Here is a 16791-nt window from a genome sequence, read left to right as displayed (position 1 = left end):
CCCATGGAGCCCACCGCCCTGTTGTCGTCACGCTTTGTCATGCCCAGCAGGCCCCGGGCGGTGGCGCTGCTGCTGGTGGAGTTGGCCCGGCCCGAGCCGGATTTGCGGCGTATTGACCAGTTGGTGAGCTCCGACCCGGCGCTGGCCATGCGCCTGTTGCAAGCGGCCAATGCCAACTACTTCGGGCTGACCGGCCAGATCCACGGTGTGAGTGAGGCGCTGGCGGTATTGCGCCTGGGCCAGGTGCAGGCCATGGTGGCGTCGGCCGCCGCCGTGCCGGGCTACCCCAGCAGCCCCAGTTTCGACATCACCCAGTTCTGGGCCTACAGCCTGGACTGTGCCAAGGTGGCGCGTTCGCTGGCCGGGTTGTTACGACTCAACCAGCAGGCGGCGTTCACCTGCGGGCTGATCCATGCGGTGGGTGAGCTGGCGATGCGCTCCGGCATGAGCCAGGTGGTGGCGCTGGACGCCCGGTCCCGCCCGCTGGGCCTCAAACGCAGTCGGGTGGAGCGCCGCGTCTTTGGGTTTTGTTACACCGAGGTCAGTGCCTGGCTGGCGCGCCAGTGGCATTTACCGAGCTTGATCCATGATGCGCTGCTGTTTGCCCATGCGCCGTTTGACCATGAGCCCCACGAACCCATGGCCGGTGTGGTGCACCTGGCGATCTGGCGTGCCCGCGTCCGGCAAGCGCGCTTGAGCGAAAACGCAATGACGGTGAGTTTCCCGTCGCTGGTGGCTGAGGTGATGGGCCTGGACATTGACCTGGTGCTGCAGCAGGACCCGATCGACTGGTCGATGCAGGAGCCCGGGCGCCCGCTGATTTAAGTCTGGTGGACGGGCACCGGCAGTGAACCCTGCGTTTGCAGCTTGAACATCGCCACGGTCTGCACCAGGCCGTGCGCCTGAACCTTCAGGCTGCTGGCGGCGGCGGTCATTTCTTCGACCAGTGCGGCGTTTTGCTGGGTGACCTGGTCCATCTGCATCACGGCTTCACCAATCTGGGTCACCCCGTGGCTTTGTTCTTGGCTGGCAGCGCTGATCTCGCTCATGATGTTGGTCAGCCGCTGCACCGACTGCACCACCTCTTGCATGGTGCTGCCGGCTTGGTCCACCAGCGCATTGCCTTGGTCGATGCGTGCCACGCTGGCCTGGATCAGGGTCTTGATCTCGCGCGCGGCCTCGGCACTGCGCCCGGCCAGCAAACGCACCTCTGAGGCCACCACCGCAAAACCACGCCCTTGTTCGCCCGCGCGAGCGGCTTCCACGGCGGCGTTCAAGGCCAGGATGTTGGTCTGAAACGCAATGCCGTCGATCACGCTGATGATGTCGCTGATCTTGCGTGAGGCTTCGTTGATGCCACGCATGGTGTCCACCACCTGACTCACCACCACACCACCTTGCTGCGCCACCTGGCTGGCGTTTACCGCGAGCTGGTTGGCCTGCTGGGCGCTGTCGGCATTCTGTTTGACGCGCCCGCTGAGCTCTTCCATGCTGGCCGAGGTTTGCTCCAGTGCACTGGCTTGTGACTCGGTGCGTGCTGACAGGTCCAGGTTGCCCTGGGCGATCTCTGTGCTGGCGGCAGCGACTGCCTCGGCACCCTGGCGCACCCGGCTGACCACCTGCACCAAATTGTTTTGCATGCTGTGCATGGCGTCGATCAACTCACCCACCTCATCGGCCACCACCGCGGTGGCGGTGCTGGTGAGGTCACCCGCTGCCACCCGGCTGGCCAGGCCGGAAGCCGAGCTCAGGGGCACGATGGTTTGTTTCCAGGTCATCCAGATCACCGTCAGCACCGACAGCAGGGCCACCAGCAACATCACGCTGACCGACATCCAGGTGGCCTGTTGGGCATGGTCGTGTGCCAGCTGTCTTTCGGCAGCTTCTGCCGTGCTCAGAGCGGCCAGCACCTTGCCCAGTGTGGCGGCGGCGGCACGGTCCACCCCTTTGGCGGCGTTGTCTCCGGCGCTGGGTTCATGGTCGGCGGCCTGGAACGTGGCAAAGGCTTTTTGATAGCCCGCCTGGGCTGCGGCCATCTCGGGTTGCAATTGCGCCACCAGCGCTTTGGCTGCCGGGTCGTCGGCCACCAGATCTGCCAGTGTTGTGAGGTGGGTGTTGACCTGGCCCATGGCTTTTTGGTGTGCGGCCCAGTATTTGTCCAGATTGGCCGGGTCTTTGCCACGCAGCAGCACGTTTTTCCATTCCTGGATGGCCACCGCAAATTCCGAGGCCACCTCGGCGCCTTTTTTGCTGCCCGCCACATGCTGCAGCACATTGTTTTCAAACTTGGCCACCGCGCCGTTGAGCATCACAATGCCCAACAGCCCCGCGCAGAGGATCAGCACCGCACCAATGGCAAAAGTCAGGGGGATTCGGATACGCATCTTCATAGGCAACACCTGTTCAAGGATGGATCACACCGGGCGGGAACTGTCATACGCCACGGGGCAGGCCAGGGCGCCTGGGGCAACAGTCAAAGATGGACGGGTCATATTAGCCGGTGTGGCGTTTTGGCGATAGTCAAAGACACGCAGCTGTGGCCGATGTGTTGCCATCAGACCGACATCAGGGCGGTGTGTGCGGCCTTTGCCACGCTGTGGCTGGACAATCCCCGGGTCTTACCCCCTCTTTACCCACCTTGCCCATGACAAAAGCCCTGCATATTTACGCTGGCCCGCGCGCGCTGGCGCACCTGCGCCACCACGGCCTGCACAGCCAGGATATTGCCGCGATACCGGCCGCAGCGGGCGGCCCCAAGGGCCTGATCCTGGGGCCGCTGGACCAGTTCATTTTTGGTCACTGGTTGCCGCAGTCGAACCAAACGGTAGCGCTGGTGGGCGCCTCAATTGGTGCCTGGCGTATGGCTACCGCCTGCCTGAACGAGCCGGTGGCCGCACTCCAACGACTTGAGCACGACTACATCCACCAGAACTACGCATTGCTGCCCGGTGAAAAACGACCTGCCGCGACACGGGTCAGCGCGGTGTTTGGTCAGAACTTGCAGGCCTTTTATGGCGGGCGCATCACCGAGCTGCTGCAGCACCCGCGTTACCGGCTGCATCTGCTCACAGCGCACGGGCGTGGCCTGCTCAAGCGTGAAGCGGGCTGGTCCACCGCAGCCGGATATGGCGCGGCCTTTGCCAGCAACCTGCTGGCGCGGCGGGCGCTGGGCCTGTGGCTGCAACGCGTGGTGTTCTCCAGCCCGCTGCCGGGCGTGCCACATCAGCTGGCCAGCTTGCCGTTTGATGCGAGCGACTACCCGACACATCAGGTCGGCTTAACCGAGGCCAACTTCTTGCCCGCGATGCAGGCCAGCTGCTCGATCCCGTTTGTGCTGGAGGCGGTGCACAACATTGAAGGCGCCCCAACCGGTGCGTATTGGGACGGTGGTGTGACCGACTACCACCTGCATCTGAACTGGGCGGCAGCGTTGGGTACTACCAGAAACATAGCTGGTAGCCCAGGTGATACAAGGGCTACAGGTCAAAAAGATCCACAAAGCGGGGCGGCGCTGGTGTTGTACCCCCACTTCCAGCGCAGCGTGGTGCCGGGTTGGCTGGACAAACACCTGCGCTGGCGCCACCGTGCCACACCGTTTCTGGACAACCTGCTGCTGCTGGCCCCCAACCCCGAGTGGGTCAAAACCCTGCCCAACGGCAAACTGCCTGATCGCACCGATTTCACCCACTACGGCGCCGATCTGTCAGGCCGCGTCAAGGCCTGGACCACCGCCGTGTCAGCCAGTCAGCAGCTGGCTGAAGAGTTCGCGCAGTGGCTGGACCGCCCGGACATGGGGGTGGTGCGGGTGTTGTGAGGGAGTGCAGCAGGGTAGCTGGGGCGTTGGGGCTGCGTCCCGTATCTGCGCCACCGAATGGGCCATCAACACGCATAGTTACCCATGAGATGGGCATTGAGCTGGCCAAGCCCGCGGAAGTTTGGGCAGGGCACACAGCTTATGTACCCGTTCAACCGTCAAGGCCGCGCTGCCCAGTTCATCGCGGCCTTGCCAGCACCAGCCGACACAGCGCTGAGCACCGAACCCCAGCACATGTCGATCAACGTCAGTTTCACCGGCCAGTTCTTGAGTGTGGCGAGGTTGCTCAGGTCATAGGTGGCGTAAGCCACGAAGCCAAACAGGGCGCCAAAAAGCAGTGTGCGACCCCATTGGGTGTCGTTCACATGGGGCACCAACACAAAAACCATCAGACCCATGGCATAAACCACATAAAACACCGCTGCAGCAGCGATGCGGGGCTTATCAGCCATCAGGTGGCCGATGGACTCCTGGTACATCGATTTGGCCACCACACCCAACCACACCATGTCCAGCAACAGCATCACCGCCGCCACGGCGGCGTAGCCAGCAACATACTTGTTCATCGCACCACCCCCGGCCTGAGTTGGGCGGCAGCGCCTGACGTGCTGGGTGTCTTCATGCCGTTTCTCCCTGGGCACCTGCCGCAGCTGACAGTCCGGTGTGTGAACCGTGTTCGCCCATGGCAAGGGGTTTGCCTGTGACCGCTGACGCTATCAGGCTGAAGGCCCTGACCATCCGGCTGTTGGAGGCATCCCAATAGTCGGCGACGTTGGGCACAAACTTCAGCAAGGCCAGCGTGGGTGATGTCGGGCCCTCTGGAAACCAGGGCTTGGCCATGGGGGTCCACAGGCTGTCGATGCGCGCTTGGTCGTTGTCGATTTCTCCCCGGCCAGACAGCGACACGTAGGTCCCGCGCGCCACATCGGTGAACGTGAGGTTGGCGACGGTGAGGTGTTCAAGCGTGGAGGATCGCAGGTCGGTGAAGAACCAGATCGCACCCGTGGCGTCCATTTCCAGGGGCGCCATCGGGCGGCTCGCCAAGGTGCCGTCGGACTCGATGGTGGTCAGCATCGCAATGTGTGTGCCCTCGATCATTTGGGCAACGTGGGCGAGATCGGCGCTGGTCTGAGTTTCTGTTTTCATGGTTGTTTTGTGGGGTGAAAGTGACGTTGTCACATCCTCAGGTTGCGAGGTGTGGTCAAGTAAATTGGCGGTAGGACTGTTCAATGTAGGCGCCAGTGCGTCACCGGTCTGTGCGTTTACTAACGCATCACAAAACGGGCAGTGGTGCAGTACTAGGCTGACCGAGCGCTGCGCCGCCACTGCGAGAAGGCGGCCAGCAGACTCTCCCAACTCAGCGTTTTGGGTTTTTGCCGGGGTCGAGGCGGCGTTGTTGGGACAAACATCGCCCGACCGCTGATTTCCACCGCGTGTGCCGCGCGATCAAAGGCCATCGTGCCATGGGCTGTGGCTTGTTGGGTGTCACCGGACTCGTGAAACGCCGCCGCTTGCCGATGGTGTTTGAGTGACTTTTGGAGCTGAACCATCGCCTCACGGTGAAGGGTCTGCGGGCTGACCAAAGGCTCTGTGCCGTCTGAGGTAGTAGTGCAGTTCATGGTGTCACCTGGTCTTGGGATGAATCACTGTATGGCTTCAGTCACACCTGGTCAGTACGGCAACGAACAAAGCGCGGCCCGACTGTATGTTGGCTGGCAGACCGACAGCGCCAGCCGTGAGCGGTGCAATCACAGCCCGAATGGGGTGGCTTTTTTGCGTCAGGCGCGTTGGCCTTTGAACGCCAAGCCAAGTCGACCGGCCATGTTTGAACGCAACGGTGTACGGCAGCCGTGCCGTCGAAGATGAACCATCCCACACAACACAGCGAGGCGCCTCCTACATGATCAAGGACAAGCAACCAGTTCACCACCACCCACCCCAGGGTTTTCGTGATCGATTCGCCTACCGCTTGGTCAAGTTCATGCGGTTTTTTGCGGACGCATTTTTTGCAAAACGTTATGGCAACCGGGCGGTGGTGTTGGAAACTGTGGCAGCTGTACCTGGCATGGTGGCGGGCGCTTTGCAACATTTGCGGGCGCTGCGCCGGATGGAAAGTGACCGAGGGTGGATCCGCGTGTTGCTGGATGAGGCTGAAAACGAACGTATGCACCTGATGACGTTCATCGAGATTGCCCAACCCTCGCGTTTGGAGCGGCTGTTGGTGGTAGGGGTGCAGGGTGTGTTCTACAACTTGTTCTTTTTGCTGTATGTGTTTTCACCCAGAACGGCGCACCGCATCGTGGGTTATCTGGAGGAAGAGGCGGTTTACAGCTACACCGAGTACCTGGCAGGGGTCGACAACGGCAGCTACCCGAATGTGCCAGCGCCCCAGGTCGCGCTGGATTACTGGAAGCTGGCACCCGGCACCTTGTTGCGCGAGGTGATTGTGTTGATCCGGGCGGATGAAGCACACCACCGCGATGTGAACCACCAGTTTTCCGACGAACTGGCCCACGCCCAGGACTGAACAACCAGCCCAAGCGCGGCGTGTGTACCAGGGCGCTGGGTGTGACGCGCCCTGCCTGACTCAGTGTGTGGGTCTACCAGCCTCCCGCTCAGGATGGCGGTGTCTGCCCAGCGCGGTGATGAAGTCGACCACTGCCTGGTCCGCTTTGACTTTGAGTGGCATCACGATGCCCGGATCTGCGTCGCCGCTGGCCAGGGTGGCCGAGATACCAGCGCGTTCAATCAGGGTGCTGGCGGCCCCCAGTGCCAGAATGGTCTTACCATGCCGGTACTGGTTTGAGATGAAGTCCATCACCTCAACATAGTCCCCCAGAGCTGCCACACCGTCGGCACCGTCAGGCAATACCAGGCCATCAAATAAAACCGGGGGGGCGTTCTCAAACGTTGCGCTGGCCTCCAGCGTGCTGTTGTTCTCTGTCGTCACCCGTCCCAGCCGGGCCGCGATCAGATGCACCTCGGCACCTGCCGCCAGCAAAGCGTCAAGCACGACCGCAACCGACGGTCCAGCGACCCCATCGGCCAGCAGAATCGCCACTTTGCGGGTGCGAATCCCCCCATCACCTGGCAAAGCGGTGAGCGACAGCGCCGGCGAAGTGCTTACCTCGGGCGATGCTGGATCAACCAGCGCTTTTGGCATCGCGTCCGGCACGGCGATACCCAAGCCAGCGGCGACGGTGGCGGCGAGTTCGGGTGAGACGTTGACCAGCGACGACACCATGCGCTCGCGGATGGCAGGCACCGTGAGTTTGCTCAACTCGAAGCGAAAGCCGCCCGCGATATGTGCTTTCTCTTGCGCCGTCTGGCTCTCATAAAACAAGGTGGCCTGGGTGTAGTGGTCTGCAAATTTCTCGGGCTTGCCACGTAACTTGTCGCCTTGCCCCTCGTCCACTGGTTGCGGGAACGATACAAAACCTGCCGCGCCGGCCTGGAACGGGCAACCACCCCCCAGCGAGTTGGGTTCGTACGCGACACGGCCACGCGGGATGGCCTGGCGGTGTAATCCGTCGCGCTGGTTATTGGCCACGGTTGTCAGCGGCGCGTTGATCGGAAGCTCGTGGAAGTTGGCCCCACCCAGGCGGGTGATCTGGGTGTCCAGGTAGGAGTGGATGCGTCCCGCCAGCAAGGGGTCGTTGCTGAAGTCGATGCCGGGAATCACGTGGGCGGTGCAAAAGGCCACTTGCTCGGTTTCGGCAAAGAAGTTGTCCGGGTTGCGGTTGAGCACCATGCGACCCACCGGTGTCACCGGTACCAGCTCCTCAGGGATCAGCTTGGTGGCATCGAGCACATCGAAACTGAAGCTCTCGGCCTGGGCCTCGGTGAAGATTTGCAGCCCCAACTCCCACTCCGGGTACTCGCCCGACTCGATGGCGTCCCACAGATCGCGGCGGTGGAAGTCTGAATCAGCGCCCGATATCTTGACGGCTTCGTCCCACACCAGCGAATGGGTGCCCAGCTTGGGTTTCCAATGGAACTTGACGAAGTGTGACTCACCTGCCGCATTGACCAACCGGAAGGTGTGCACACCAAAACCCTGCATCATGCGCAGGCTGCGTGGGATGCCCCGGTCAGACATCACCCACATCAGCGTGTGGGTGGTCTCCGGGCTGAGCGAGGCAAAGTCCCAGAAGGTGTCGTGGGCCGACGCGGCTTGCGGCATGGCGTTGTGTGGTTCGGGTTTCACCGCGTGGATCAGGTCCGGGAACTTCATCGCGTCCTGGATAAAAAACACCGGGATGTTGTTGCCCACCAGGTCCCAGTTGCCTTCGTCGGTGTAGAACTTGACAGCAAACCCGCGCACGTCGCGCGCCGTGTCGGTGGAACCCCGTTCACCCGCCACGGTGGAGAAGCGTGCAAACACCGGTGTGATCTTGCCTGCGGCCTGGAACGGTGCGGCGCGTGTGAACGCGGTCATCGGCTCATAAGCTTCAAAATAGCCGTGGGCAGCGGAGCCGCGCGCATGCACGATGCGCTCGGGAATGCGTTCGTGGTCAAAGTGGGTGATCTTCTCGCGCAGGATGAAGTCTTCCATCAGGGTCGGCCCGCGCAGGCCCGCTTTGAGCGAATTCTGGTTGTCCCCAACCGCTACCCCCTGATTGGTGGTAAGCACCTGACCGGATGTCTCTGAGCGGGCACTGTTGAGTGCTTCAGCTTTGGAAGAGATATTGGATTCACTGAGCGTGCTGGCTGAGACCGTGGGCGAGTCGCTTGGCACATTGGCGCCGCGTGGCGGTGCGACGGCGTTCTCGCGGCCGAAGTCATCTGCCTTGTTGACGTTGTAAGGCATGGCCGCCACCAGGGCTTGCACGGCGGCCAGTTGCTCCGCCATCGGCAGGGCCTGGCGCTGTGGTTTGTCGGTATTTTTGGACTTGGGTGTGGTTTTCATGAGGGACCTTGTAATGTGGACGTTAAAAGCCGGATGGACCGTTTTCGCTGCAGGGATCAACCACCCGACGGTGGTGGCTTGCCGCCAGGGCCTGGAACCATGCGTTCGCGCAAGGCCGCGTTTTGGCCTGGGGTGGCATGCATGTCGGTGTCGACTTGGCCGGTAACAACGTCACGTTGGGCCTGGACCATCTTGGGGTCGGGCTTGGCGGGCGGGGCGTCGGGCGACTCGTCGCGTTCGTGAGGCAGTGCCAGACCAGGAGGCGACAGGGGTGCTTTGGCGTTACGCGGGGGTGTGGCCCGCTGGCGACCGACCGGGCGCTTGTTTGCAGGGTTCATCGGCATCTGGCAACCTCAAGCGGGTGCCTGTTATGCCGGGCCAAAACAGCCCTTTTGGCACCCGGATCGATCACACGCTCATGCTCAGGGTCGTCCGGGATGAAGGCGGGCACCGGTCCCTCGTCGGGCTCGACGGGTGGCGCACCCGGCTCGAACTCGTCAGGCACGTCGTTGTCCGGCAGATCAGGTTGGGGCGGCTGTGTTGGGTACATGGTGGAGCGTCTGAACGCGGTGTGGGGTTGGGGGCGCTACCGCGAGCCTGAACTCGCAGTACCGAACGGAAAGATGTTGACGACGCTGAAGATGGTCGGCGACGGCAGGGTTTGCGTCTGTGCGGCACCGAACGTCGCTGTGACTGGTTTGCTCAGAGGCGTTTTCAAAGACCTGATTCATAGCTGCGTGTCCAACAGGCTGGCCAGCGTCTCTTGCAGGAGCTCATAGGTTGGACGTGCAAGCCACTGGGCATGGGTCAGCTGTTGCGCGTTCGCGAGGTCGTCCTCAAAGGTGGCGGTCTGCAGCGTCGCAAAGGCCGGGTCAATGACATTCAGCGTCGCTTCGTCGTTTAACCGGAAAGAGCGGTTGTCAAAGTTGGTTGACCCCACCGAGACCAGTAAACCGTCGACGATCATCACCTTGCAGTGGTACATGGTGGGGCGGTATTCCGCAATCACCGCGCCGACGACCAGCAGCGGCCGCCAGGTGGCGCGTGACGCTTTGCGCACGGTCTCGCTGTCGATGTGTTTACCCGGCACGATGATGCGTAACCTGACGCCGCGCTGCATCGCCGCCACCAGGGTCTGCTGTGTCAATGCGTCGGGCACAAAGTACGCGGCGGACAGGTCAATCGAGCGTGATGCCGCCGTTACGGCCAACAGATACATCAGCTGCATGCTTTCGCTGCCACCGCTGGGTGAGCTGCTGAACATCTGCGCCGCCGCCTGGCCTGCAGGCGCCAACGCAGGAAAATAGTCCGGACCATGCAAGACATCGCCGGTGACAAAGGCGCCGATCAGCAGCGACACGAATAGCCACAGCGCGCTGTAGGCCGAGGCTTTGCGTGCTTTGTCGGCGGTGTCCCGGGCGGTCACTTCGGCGTCACGAGCCTTGGCCTGTGCCTTGGCATACACATGGGTCACCCGCTTTTCAGCGTCCTGCTGCGACAAGCCGGTGCGCTGGGCCACCAGTTGGCCCACGTAACGCATGTCTTCGGGTTGCAGGACTTCTGCCAGACTGGCCTGCATGAAGATCCGGCTGACCTCGGCGCTGTCTTGGTCAGAGCTGCGCGCCATCACATCGCTGCCGATGGTCGCTGCGCTGGGTGTGGCTGTGATTGCGCCTGTGGCAGGGGCTGGGGGTGCAAGCTCAGGTGCGGTAGCGCCGGGGCGTCTGAACAGCGAGTCCACAAAATAGCCCATTGGTTGCGCATCCTGGGTCGGCACCATCCCTGCCGAGACAGCGGCACTGGTTTTGTACCCCCACTTCCAGCGCAGCGTGGTGCCGGGTTGGCTGGACAAACACCTGCGTTGGCGCCGCCGTGTCAGCCGGTCAGCAGCTGGCTGACGAGTTTGCGCAGTGGCTGGCGCGACCGGAGATGGGGGTGGTGCGGAAATTGTGAGGAAGACCTGTGCCGTGTTTGCAGACCCAAGGCAAAACGCGTAAGCTTTCGGCGGCAAGGACAACCCAGTGGTTGACCGTTACCGAGACCCTGGTTCATGTCGTTGATGGCAAAGTGGGGCACCGGCAAGCACCGATGAAGATCGGGTGTCGACTGGCGTCACTGCCCACGTCAGCGCTAAAGGAGATGCGTCATGTACAAACGGATTTTGCTCGCTTACGATGGCTCCGTTACTGGACAGCAGGCCCTGTTGGACTGTCACGAAATCGCACAATGGAGTCGGTCAGAGTTGACCCTGATCGCGGTGATGCCACTGCCCCTGACAAGCATTGGGCCTGAGGGTGGTGTTTACAGCGAGACGGTGCATGAAAGCGAGAAGCAGCGCTACCAGGCCATTCTTGATACTGGCGTGCGCAAATTGGCAGAAAACGGGCTGGTCGCTCGTGGCGAATTGGTGATAGGGGATGCCGTGACTGAGATTGTTCGCTGTGCCCGTGCGATTGAGGCCAACCTGATCGTGGTGGGCCATAAACACCTGGATGGGTGGGCGGCTCGTTGGTGGCGCGGCTCTATCTCCAAATCACTGATTGAGCATGCGTCCTGCAGCGTGCTGGTGGTCATCACGCATTAAAAGGCGTAGGCATCCAGTGTGTATGGGCATTCGCACGGCAGGTCACATGAAATGCATGAATCATGCGTATATTGAGATGCGTCAACATCGACACGGAGACTTCCATGAAACCAGTTTCTGAATTGTTAACACAGCATGACTCCATGCTTTACCAAATTGCGCCAACGGCCAGCGTTTTTGATGCGCTGCAGTTGTTGGCTGAACTTGAGGTAGGCGCCTTGCTTGTGATGGAAGACGGCAAGCTGCAGGGGGTTGTGTCAGAGCGTGACTACACCCGCAAGGTCGCGTTGCAGGGCCGCAACTCCAAAGAGACGACGGTGGCCGATATCATGACCCGCGACGTGATCACCGTCACGCCGCAGACCGGTACACGTGATTGCATGAGCCTGATGAGCCACAAGAGAATTCGACATTTGCCAGTGATGGAATCTGGCAAAGTGCTTGGACTGATCTCGATCCGGGACATCATGGACGACATCATTGCCGTCAACGAACAAACCATTTCGCAGTTGACCAGCTACATCAATAGCTGAGTGTTGCAGGCGCAGCGAGCGCCTGATCTTGCCCGCACCCACAGTGGCATTGCGCCGCGTGTCTCGGACCAGTTGCCGCTTGACTCGGCACGGTAGCTGATTGGCACCCCATGTTCTGGTACCTTGATGCTGCTCAACATCACACCTTGCTTGCCGGCGAACTCTTGAGGGTGTTTGTGGGATACTTTAAAAAACATAGCTAATAGCCCAAGTGATACAAGGGCTACAGGCCAAAAATGCTTGTATCGCCGGTTTTTTGCCGCCATAGTCTGCGGCGCCAATCACTTTGGATTGAACAGTAGGGAGTGGGTCTGATGAGTTTCAAGCGATGTGCTGTGGTGATGGCCGTAAGGCTGCTGACGGGGAGTCGTTGATGTCCAGAGGCTCGCTGTGATGGACGCGCAACTGCATGAAGCCTTGGTGCCGGAGCCGCCCGGTGCGTCGATGTTGTCCGACACCGCTTTCTTGAGTGACTTGCGTCGCCAGATGTTGAAGTTTGCGACGCTGCAACTCGCCAGCAGCCATGCGGCGGAAGATGCTGTGCAAGAGGCGCTGGTTGGGGCGTTAAAAAATGCCAAAGCATTTGCCGGACGGGCCGCGTTAAAAACCTGGGTGTTTGCCATTTTGCGCAACAAGATTGCCGATGTTTTGCGGCACAAACAGCGCGTGGTTGAGGCGAGTTGCCTGTTGCGGGAACAGGAGGAAAGTGAAGACTTCTCGGAGCTGTTTGACCCGCAGGGGCATTGGCAGGCCGATGAAAGGCCCGCCCACTGGGGCAATCCACATGAAGCCCTGCATCAGCAGCAGTTCTGGAAAGTTTTCGAGATTTGCCTGGAGCGGCTACCCGGCAATCAGGCCAGGGTGTTCATGATGAAAGAATTTGTTGAACTGGATGCTGGTGAAATTTGTACCGCCGTCGGCGTCACCACCACCAATCTCAATGTGATGTTGCACCGGGCGCGCCTGCGCCTGCGTGAGTGTCTGGAGAACAATTGGTTTGTGAGGGGTGAACACGCATGATGAACTGTCAACACGCCACAAAACTGATTTCCGAGTCACAAGAACGCGCTTTGTTGCTGCCAGAAAAAGTGGGTCTGAAACTCCACTTGATGATGTGTTCCGGCTGTAAGAATTTCAGTGTGCAGCTGCCGTTTCTGAGTCAGGCCATGAAGGCCTATGCACAGGGCTACGACGAAGCCCCACCAAAAGAGCCGCCCAAATAGACGACTGGCCCTGCGGGTGTTGGTCAGACCTGTGACCTGGCCATTTGCAGCACACGCTGCTGCTCAGCGGTAACGCCGGGTTATCCAGTGGTCTACAGACAGCTGGCCCGGCCCATGCGCCGTCAGGTACAACAAGACAGCAGCCCAGGTGCCGTGGGTGGGGTAGGCATCGGGGTAGACAAGCAACTGGATGGTCAGCGTCATGCCCAGCAGTGCCAACGCCGACAGGCGGGTTGCGAGGCCCAGCAGGATCAGTACCGGGAAGACATGTTCAGCCGTTGCCGCCAGCATGGCGGCGATGTCTGGTGGCAGCAGGGGCAGGCGGTACTCATCACGGAACAGATCCACCACCGAATCCGACAGGCGTGGCCAACCCCAGATGAATTCACCGTTGACGATGTCCAGCTCAAAGCCTTGGATTTTGGTCTGCCCCGACTTCCAGAACACCGCAGCGATGGAAAAACGTGCCACAAACGCCAGCAAGCTGTTGGGGAAAGACTCAGTCAAACGGATGAACCGCCACATCAAGCCAGAGACCCCGCTGTCATGGGGTAGCGTCGGCGGTCTCAAGGGGTCTGGGTGTGTTGTCATGGCTTGGGTCTTTGCTGGTGAAGTGGGTGATGAGCTGCAAGCGCAGCAGCAACGCCAGGGTCTGGGTCAGGTCAAATGCCGCCTCACATTGGGCAGCCTGCTCGGCAGCCACCAGCAGCGTGTGCCCGGTGTGCAGGGCCTGGACAAACTGTGCTGTCCCCTTGAGCAGTTCCAGCATGTCCACAGCCAGGCCGTGTCTGAACACCAGCACCGTCTGGGCTGGGGTGGGGTCGAATGCCGACGGGTTGTCCTTGTCCTGATGCGCAGCCCAAATGGACAACACAGCAAAGGGTGAGGCCATGATCTGAGCCGAGGGGTGTAAGACCAGCTGTGCCGAGGCCAGTTGTTGTGGGTCAGTCAGCACGTTTTGTAATGTCTGCGGGGAGATCGGCGCCACATCGGCTGCATGGTAGGCCAACACCCGGGCCATTTCCAGCCGGGCCACATCCGCCAGATAGGGCACGCTGGTTGCTGGCGCAAAGCTGTCGATGAACGCGGCAAAGTCTTGTCCGTAATACGCCAAAACGGCTGAGCGAGGCGGCTTGGCTTGGGCAAAAACACGCGCCATGGCGCTGAAAAAATCGTTGCCCACCAGCGCTTGCACGACCGGGTAGGTGTCAGCCAGGGCGTCGACCAAAGACACCATCACGTTGTTGCGGTACACCGCAAAACGTGTGGCCGGGTTGCTGCCGTTCCAGCTGTGCAGACCACCCGGGCAAGCCAATTCGGGGTCGAGCAGCGCGCGTGCGAAGTCGGCCTGGTTGCTCATGCGCTCACCTCAGCTGGGCAAGGTCGTTGGCTGGGTTGATGTTTGCCCGCCGCTGCGCGCAAATGGTCTTCGGCCAGCCCGGCCTCGGCCAGCAACACCGGCCAAGGCGGAATGTGGTTGTCGCGTTCCAGCAGGGTGGCCACTGGGCCGGTCAACGCCAGGGTGAAGGTGTACAAGTCCCACACGGCTTGCGCCACCGGGGTGCCATGGCTGTCAATCAGCAGCAGATCACCGTTGCTGTCTTGAGACTCGGCAAAACCGGCCACATGGATCTCACCGACCTGGGCCAAGGGCAAGGCGCGGATGACGGCCTGTGCGTTGCGCTGGTGGTTGATGCTGCTGACATACACGTTGTTCACGTCCAGCAGCAGCCCGCAGCCAGTACGCCGAATCACCTCGGATAAAAACGCGGCTTCGCTCCAGGTGGATGATGCAAATTCAAGGTAGGTGGCCGGGTTTTCCAGCAACATACGCCGACCCAGGTGCAACTGCACCTGGTCAATGTGGTCGCATACACCCTGCAGTGTGGTGGTGGTGTAAGGTAGCGGCAGCAAGTCGTTCAAGAAGCTTGTGCCGTGTGTTGACCAGGCCAGATGTTCCGAGAACGATTGCGGCTGATAACGGTCCAGCAAGTGCTTCAGGTTTTGCAGATGATCCAGGTTCAGCGGCCCATCGGCGCCGATGGACAGCCCCACACCGTGGATCGAGAGTGCATAACGTTCCCTGATGCAGGTGAGGTAATGGTGAAACGGCCCCCCGGGCACCATGTAATTTTCGGCATGGATTTCAAAGAAGCCGATGTCTGGCTGCGTGCTCAAGACGTCCTGAAAGTGTTCAGGCTTGAGCCCCACCCCCGCCCGGGTGGGCAGGGGGTGGGTGGGAGCAAGCTGGGTCTGAAGCTCTGTGTTGGTCAGGTTCAACATGCCAGGTGCTCCGTTCCTTAAGGGCCGATCAGGCTTTGACTTCCTTGAACTCTTGCAGTTGTCCAAAACCTGTGGGCGAGGTTTTGGACATGGTTTTTTCGCAGGTACCCTTGGGAACCATCGACCAGGCATTGCCTTGGTAGTCCATCTTGGAGGTGCCTGCGCAGGTGGTACCCGCACCTGCTTTGCAGTCGTTTTTGCCTTTGAGGGCCACGCCAAAACACTTCTCCATGTCGGCCGCTTGGGCGGCGATAGGGGTTGCCGCAATGGTCAGGGCCGCGCTCATGGCCAGCGCCAGGCCAGCAGTTGTGGTGTAACGTGAAGTGGTGGTTTGGGTTGTCATGTGACTGTCCTTTAAAAAGTTGACATAGGGGAAGTAGGGGAACCGCACGAAACACTTTTTGTACCGTGCTGATGGTTTAGTCGGTGGGGCGGTCGATTTCTTACACAACACGGCAAAAAAACTTGCAGGTGTCTGGTACATCGTGGGCTGATGCATCACGCAGCACTTGGCCACTTCCTTGGCATGCAACTGCTGACGAGGAGAGGGATGCACCCAAGGGCCCAGCCCTTCCCCCTGGCGGACGCAGGTCACACAGGTCAACCCTAAAATCCCCGCGCTGTCGCCACCGTGGTGATGGCCCAATGCAGGGACGACTTTGCTTGGTGACATTCATCGGGGACGGCCCCACTCGACTGTGGAGCGTCTATGAACTGGTTGGTTCTTCTTGTTGCCGGATTGTTTGAAGTGGGCTGGGCTGTGGGCTTGAAATACACCGAAGGTGTTAGCCGCTTTTGGCCGTCTGTGGGAACCGTTGCCGCCATGGCCATCAGCGTGGGTTTGCTGGGCTGGGCCATGCGTGACTTGCCGGTGGGGACGGCCTATGCGGTTTGGGTGGGTGTTGGCGCGGTGGGCACAGCCATTGTTGGCATGATCCTGTTGAGTGAGCCTGTCTCGGCAGCGCGGCTCTTCAGTCTGGGCCTGGTGGTGGCAGGCATTGTGGGTTTGAAGCTGTCGTCTGCGGCCTGAGTGTTATTGCATGGCTTGGTGGACCAGCAGGGTGTCGGTGAACTGCTCGAAAGCCACCACCTCCCCACCGTGTAATTTCCAGACATGGGTGACACGCGCCTGCATGGGTTTGCCCGTGCTGCGGCAAGTGCCGTAGTAGGTGCCGATGCCGACGATGTGGTTACCTCCATCAATGAGTTGCTCCAGTTCAAAGTGAAAACCGTCCCAATCCCGGCCCAGCGCGACAAAGACGTTGTCGATCACGGCCCGTGGCCCGATCCAGGTGCCAGCGCAGGGGAATCCGGCCATTTCTGTCCAGCGCACTTGGGGTGACACATGGGCCATCATCGCTTGAATGTCGCCCTTGGCCGACGCGGCGTAATGTGCGCGGACGATGTTGATTGGGGTTGTGTTGGTGTCCATAGGTGCCTTTTGT

At 60.7% G+C, this 16791-nt stretch carries 21 protein-coding genes; 8 read left to right on the top strand and 13 right to left on the bottom strand.

Annotated features, from left to right (window positions below; genetic code table 11):
* The first annotated feature begins 3 nt into the window (after window positions 1-3).
* The gene (locus FDG13_RS16830) at window positions 4-825 is read left to right on the top strand and encodes an HDOD domain-containing protein (protein ID WP_180130816.1); all 822 of its coding nucleotides are present in this window, start codon (window positions 4-6) and stop codon (window positions 823-825) included.
* On the opposite strand, the gene FDG13_RS21320 is transcribed toward FDG13_RS16830, so the two are convergent.
* Window positions 822-2390, bottom strand: coding sequence for a methyl-accepting chemotaxis protein (locus FDG13_RS21320; RefSeq protein WP_180130813.1), 1569 nt, complete (start codon window positions 2388-2390; stop codon window positions 822-824). The two genes, FDG13_RS16830 and FDG13_RS21320, sit on opposite strands and share 4 nt — an antisense overlap.
* Before the next feature lie 254 nt (window positions 2391-2644).
* Between FDG13_RS21320 and FDG13_RS16820 the strand changes: the two genes are divergently transcribed.
* Complete coding sequence (locus FDG13_RS16820) at window positions 2645-3814, top strand: phospholipase (protein WP_180130810.1); 1170 nt, start codon at window positions 2645-2647, stop codon at window positions 3812-3814.
* A gap of 158 nt (window positions 3815-3972) precedes the next feature.
* Here the strand turns inward: FDG13_RS16820 and FDG13_RS16815 are convergent, their stop codons facing one another.
* The 3 genes from FDG13_RS16815 to FDG13_RS16805 form a co-directional block, all read right to left on the bottom strand.
* Window positions 3973-4380 carry a DUF2177 family protein gene (locus tag FDG13_RS16815; protein ID WP_180130807.1) on the bottom strand — a complete coding sequence of 136 codons (408 nt, stop codon included), beginning with the start codon at window positions 4378-4380 and terminating at the stop codon, window positions 3973-3975.
* A gap of 52 nt (window positions 4381-4432) precedes the next feature.
* Entirely contained in the window at window positions 4433-4960 is a 528-nt protein-coding gene (locus FDG13_RS16810; RefSeq protein WP_180130803.1) for a pyridoxamine 5'-phosphate oxidase family protein, read from the bottom strand.
* Between the two features lie 152 nt (window positions 4961-5112).
* Window positions 5113-5433 (bottom strand): hypothetical protein, encoded by a 321-nt coding sequence (locus tag FDG13_RS16805; protein ID WP_180130797.1) that lies wholly within the window; start codon window positions 5431-5433, stop codon window positions 5113-5115.
* A 281-nt stretch (window positions 5434-5714) separates the two neighbouring features.
* On the opposite strand from FDG13_RS16805, the gene FDG13_RS16800 reads away from it, so the two are divergent.
* Window positions 5715-6341: an alternative oxidase gene (locus FDG13_RS16800; RefSeq protein WP_180130795.1), complete on the top strand. Its 627-nt coding sequence runs from the start codon at window positions 5715-5717 to the stop codon at window positions 6339-6341.
* 60 nt (window positions 6342-6401) lie between these two features.
* Here FDG13_RS16800 and FDG13_RS16795 read toward each other — a convergent pair whose 3' ends face one another.
* From FDG13_RS16795 to FDG13_RS16780, 4 genes are all read right to left on the bottom strand, one after another.
* Entirely contained in the window at window positions 6402-8723 is a 2322-nt protein-coding gene (locus FDG13_RS16795) for a catalase (protein ID WP_180130792.1), read from the bottom strand.
* A 56-nt stretch (window positions 8724-8779) separates the two neighbouring features.
* Complete coding sequence (locus FDG13_RS16790; RefSeq protein ID WP_180130788.1) at window positions 8780-9061, bottom strand: hypothetical protein; 282 nt, start codon at window positions 9059-9061, stop codon at window positions 8780-8782.
* On the bottom strand, window positions 9058-9273 hold the full coding sequence (locus tag FDG13_RS16785) for a hypothetical protein (RefSeq protein WP_180130785.1): 216 nt from the start codon (window positions 9271-9273) through the stop codon (window positions 9058-9060). Before FDG13_RS16785 ends, FDG13_RS16790 begins: the two co-directional genes overlap by 4 nt.
* Before the next feature lie 177 nt (window positions 9274-9450).
* A complete protein-coding gene (locus FDG13_RS16780) occupies window positions 9451-10575 on the bottom strand; it encodes a phospholipase D-like domain-containing protein (RefSeq protein WP_255435300.1) in 1125 nt (374 codons plus the stop codon).
* A 294-nt stretch (window positions 10576-10869) separates the two neighbouring features.
* Between FDG13_RS16780 and FDG13_RS16775 the strand changes: the two genes are divergently transcribed.
* The 4 genes from FDG13_RS16775 (at window position 10870) to FDG13_RS16760 (ending at window position 13063) form a co-directional block, all read left to right on the top strand.
* Entirely contained in the window at window positions 10870-11307 is a 438-nt protein-coding gene (locus FDG13_RS16775; protein WP_180130781.1) for a universal stress protein, read from the top strand.
* A 104-nt stretch (window positions 11308-11411) separates the two neighbouring features.
* The gene (locus FDG13_RS16770) at window positions 11412-11840 is read left to right on the top strand and encodes a CBS domain-containing protein (RefSeq protein WP_180130778.1); all 429 of its coding nucleotides are present in this window, start codon (window positions 11412-11414) and stop codon (window positions 11838-11840) included.
* A gap of 393 nt (window positions 11841-12233) precedes the next feature.
* A complete protein-coding gene (locus FDG13_RS16765; protein WP_180130774.1) occupies window positions 12234-12860 on the top strand; it encodes an RNA polymerase factor sigma-70 in 627 nt (208 codons plus the stop codon).
* Window positions 12857-13063, top strand: a complete 207-nt coding sequence (locus FDG13_RS16760; protein WP_255435299.1) for a zf-HC2 domain-containing protein — start codon at window positions 12857-12859, stop codon at window positions 13061-13063. Before FDG13_RS16765 ends, FDG13_RS16760 begins: the two co-directional genes overlap by 4 nt.
* A gap of 63 nt (window positions 13064-13126) precedes the next feature.
* On the opposite strand, the gene FDG13_RS16755 is transcribed toward FDG13_RS16760, so the two are convergent.
* Genes FDG13_RS16755 through FDG13_RS16740 form a run of 4 tightly spaced genes read right to left on the bottom strand, consistent with a single transcriptional unit; the run spans window position 13127 to window position 15689 of the window.
* Entirely contained in the window at window positions 13127-13654 is a 528-nt protein-coding gene (locus FDG13_RS16755) for a DoxX family protein (RefSeq protein ID WP_180130769.1), read from the bottom strand.
* Window positions 13608-14423 (bottom strand): DUF2063 domain-containing protein, encoded by an 816-nt coding sequence (locus tag FDG13_RS16750; RefSeq protein ID WP_180130766.1) that lies wholly within the window; start codon window positions 14421-14423, stop codon window positions 13608-13610. Before FDG13_RS16750 ends, FDG13_RS16755 begins: the two co-directional genes overlap by 47 nt.
* Window positions 14420-15346, bottom strand: coding sequence for a DUF692 domain-containing protein (locus FDG13_RS16745; RefSeq protein ID WP_180130761.1), 927 nt, complete (start codon window positions 15344-15346; stop codon window positions 14420-14422). Before FDG13_RS16745 ends, FDG13_RS16750 begins: the two co-directional genes overlap by 4 nt.
* A 28-nt stretch (window positions 15347-15374) precedes the next feature.
* Entirely contained in the window at window positions 15375-15689 is a 315-nt protein-coding gene (locus FDG13_RS16740; RefSeq protein WP_180130759.1) for a DUF2282 domain-containing protein, read from the bottom strand.
* 366 nt (window positions 15690-16055) lie between these two features.
* Between FDG13_RS16740 and sugE the strand changes: the two genes are divergently transcribed.
* Window positions 16056-16376 carry a quaternary ammonium compound efflux SMR transporter SugE gene (gene sugE, locus FDG13_RS16735; RefSeq protein ID WP_180130756.1) on the top strand — a complete coding sequence of 107 codons (321 nt, stop codon included), beginning with the start codon at window positions 16056-16058 and terminating at the stop codon, window positions 16374-16376.
* 3 nt (window positions 16377-16379) lie between these two features.
* On the opposite strand, the gene FDG13_RS16730 is transcribed toward sugE, so the two are convergent.
* Window positions 16380-16778 (bottom strand): nuclear transport factor 2 family protein, encoded by a 399-nt coding sequence (locus tag FDG13_RS16730; protein WP_180130753.1) that lies wholly within the window; start codon window positions 16776-16778, stop codon window positions 16380-16382.
* Window positions 16779-16791 lie beyond the last annotated feature (13 nt).

The sequence above is a fragment of the Rhodoferax sp. BLA1 genome, from assembly GCF_013416775.1.
In the GTDB taxonomy this organism is placed as follows: domain Bacteria; phylum Pseudomonadota; class Gammaproteobacteria; order Burkholderiales; family Burkholderiaceae_C; genus Rhodoferax.
This window is presented reverse-complemented; position numbering and strand designations above follow the sequence as displayed.